This is a genomic window from Mycolicibacillus trivialis, assembly GCF_002102395.1.
Taxonomy (GTDB): Bacteria; Actinomycetota; Actinomycetes; order Mycobacteriales; family Mycobacteriaceae; genus Mycobacterium; species Mycobacterium triviale.
The window spans coordinates 1-3,021 of record NZ_LQPZ01000001.1; the positions used below are offsets into that span (position 1 = coordinate 1).

Here is a 3,021-nt window from a genome sequence, read left to right on the forward strand (position 1 = left end):
CCAATACGAGACGATCATCAACACAGCCGCCTCAGCGGCATGACACCGACACTGTCACCCGATCGTGCACCAGTCCCTAGTGGTCAGGTGCGGTTCGGGGTGTATGACGCCGGTTATGCGGAGTTGGTGGGGTCGGTGCGGTCGGGGTTGGGGGAGCAGGCGTTCGGGGTGGCGTGGGGTGAGGGGTTGGCGTTGTCGTCGGGGGAGGCGGTGGCGTATGCGTTGCGGGGGCGTGGTGAGCGGGGGCGGCCGGCGCAGGGTTGGGATGCGTTGACGCCGGCGGAGTGTGAGGTGGTGCGGTTGGTGGGGGAGGGGTTGTCGAACAAGGAGGTTGCGGCGCGGTTGTTCGTGTCGCCGCGGACGGTGCAGACGCATCTGACCCATGTGTATGCCAAGCTCGGGGTGACCTCGCGGGTCCAACTGGCCCAGGAAGCCGCCCGGTACGGTTTGGAATCACGCACCTAACGGCCGGGATTCTGCCGGACGAAGCCGGATCGCCCACTAGCATGGGCTCATCGGGCGGTGTAACGGTGCACCGCACCTGGACAGGGCGGTCCGGATATGAGCAGGCTCTTGCCGACCGAGTCGACGACACCGGACATCGCTGAATCCGCCCATTCGGCGCCTCGAGCGCTTCACCCGTCGGCCCGTCACCGGCCCCCGCCGCAACTGACCAGTTTCGTCGGCCGGGACGCCGAGATCGCCGAACTGAGCGGATTGGCCGACGGAACCCGGCTGCTGACGGTTATCGGTGCCGGTGGAATAGGAAAGACGCGCATCGCGGTGGAATTGGCCGTTCGCCTGGCCGCCGGGTATCCCGACGGGGTGGCGTGGGCGCAGCTGGCGTCGCTTCGTACCCCCGAGTTGGTGCCCGTCACGGTGGCGCGTGCGCTCGGTCTGCCCGACCAACCCGGGCGGAGCACCGTTGCAACCATGACCCGGGTCCTCGGATCGGGCCGAACGCTGCTCGTCCTGGACAACTGCGAACACCTTCGGCAGGGCTGCGCCGCGCTGGCTGAGGCACTCCTGACAGCCTGCCCACGGCTGACGATCCTTGCGACCAGCCGGGAACCGCTGGGTGCGACAGGCGAAACGACGTGGCTGACGCCGCCGCTGTCCACCGGCGAGGCGATTGAGCTGTTCACCGGACGCGCCCGTCTGGCCCGCCCGGATTTCGAACTCTCCGAGCAGAACCGGGGCGCCGTCGACCGGATCTGCCGGCGTCTGGACGGTGTCCCGCTGGCCATCGAATTGGCGGCCGCCCGGGTGCGCGCCCTGTCGACCGACGACATCGCCGACGGCCTCGGTGACCGCTTTCAGCTGCTCACCGGCGGATCGCCCACGGCGCTGCCGCGCCACCAAACGCTCCGAGCTTCGACGGACTGGTCCTACGCCCTGCTCACTCAGGCCGCCCAGCTGGTGTTTCGGCGGTTGGCGGTCTTCGCCGGAGGGTTCGACTTGGACGCCGCGCACGCCGTGGCAGGCGACCCCGACCAACCGCGGCGCCGCCTGATCGACGAGCTGTCCGAGCTGATCGACAAGTCCATGGTGGTCCGTGATGGCTACGAGACGTCCCACCGATACCGGCTCCTGGAGACCATGCGTGACTACGCCACCGAGAAGCTCGCCGAATCAGCCGAAGCCGACCTGATCCACCGCCGCCACCGCGACCACTACGCCCGGTTGGCCGCCGCCGGCCCTACTGCGGGCCGTGCCGGCTGGCTGACGTGGTCGGCGAGTGAACTCGACAACCTTCGCGCGGCGTACGTCTGGAGCCGTGACAGCGGTGACACCGACGTTGCGCTGGGATTGGCATCGGCGCTGCAACCGCGGTGGTTGCGCGGTCGGGTCGTCGAGGGCCTGGCCTGGTTCGACGATGTGCTGGCCGGTGGGGCCGTCGCTTCTCCGGTCGTCCGTGCTCGCGCGCTTGCCGACAAACTGATGCTCAACCACTTGTCCGGCACCCTCTACCGCCTCGATGAAGCCGACGAGGCCTTGGCGATCGCTCGAACCGGCGACGACCCGGGTCTGCTGGCACGCGCGTTGACCGCGGCCGGCTTGACCTCCTGCTACTTCCCCGAACGGGCGCTGCCGCTGTTCGCCGAGGCGCTCACCGTGGCCCGGAACGCCGGCGACGACGAACTGGCGAGCCAGATACTGGGCTGGCAGGCCTATTCGGCATACATCGCCGGCGATTTCGCGCTGACCCGTGCCGCGGCCTCCGAGGGGCACCGTCGCGCCGAAGCGGTCGGCGACGGGCTGGTATCCCGGTTGTGCCGTTGGTGCCTCGGGCTGGTGCAGTGGGTCAGCGGCGACCTCGAGGCCGCCGCTGCGCAGGCCACCGAAGTCACCGAGGAAGCCCGCGCAGAACACGACCTGATGTTCGAGGCCTGTGGGCTGATGCTGCTGGCCGTGGCGCTGGCGCACGCCGGTGATGCCGACACAGCGCATTCGGTCGCGTTGACGGCGGCAGACGCCGCCGCCGATCTGCCCGGGTTTCAGCGCGGCGCGGCCCTGGGCGCGGTCACCGAAGCCCTGTTGGCGCGTGGGGAGACCGCATCGGCCAGTGCTGCCGGCGAGCAAGCGTGGGAAGCCTGCCCGCTGCCTGAGCTGCTCGCGACCAACGGCAATCCGGTCGCGCGGGCAGCGCTGGCCGCCGGTGACGTGACCACCGCGCGGCGATCCCTCGATGACGCTCTTGCCGTCGCGCGGGGTGGCCACCGGATCACGCTGTTGGCGGCGCGGGTTCGGGTGGCGTTGGCGGCGGGTGATGTGGGGTTGGCGGGGCGGGATGCGGTGGTGGCGTTGGGGATTGCGTTGGAGATTGGTGGGTATTTGATGGTGCCGGATGTGATCGAGTGTGTGGCGGTGTTGAGCGCTGGGTGTGGTCGGGGGGTGGAGGCGGCGCGGTTGTTGGGGGCGGCGCAGGGGATGCGGGAGCGTAGGGGACTGCTGCACGGATAGGTGACATCTGATCTGTGGTGCCGAGAGGGTGCCACTGGAAGGATGAGTCCCATGCGT

The 3,021-nt window shown here is 69.4% G+C and carries 2 protein-coding genes; both read left to right on the forward strand.

Translation table 11 applies throughout. From position 1 onward, the window contains the following. A partial coding sequence (locus AWC30_RS00005; RefSeq protein WP_133053627.1) for a response regulator transcription factor occupies nt 1-465 on the forward strand: 465 nt, incomplete at its 5' end. Between the two features lie 96 nt (nt 466-561). Then, nucleotides 562-2,964, forward strand: coding sequence for an ATP-binding protein (locus tag AWC30_RS00010; protein WP_085107140.1), 2,403 nt, complete (start codon nt 562-564; stop codon nt 2,962-2,964). Nucleotides 2,965-3,021: the final 57 nt, after the last annotated feature.

Bases quoted from the DNA above. Each gene is read 5' to 3' on its own strand.
- AWC30_RS00010 (WP_085107140.1), top strand. From the start codon at position 562: ATGAGCAGGCTCTTGCCGACCGAGTCGACGACACCGGACATCGCTGAA.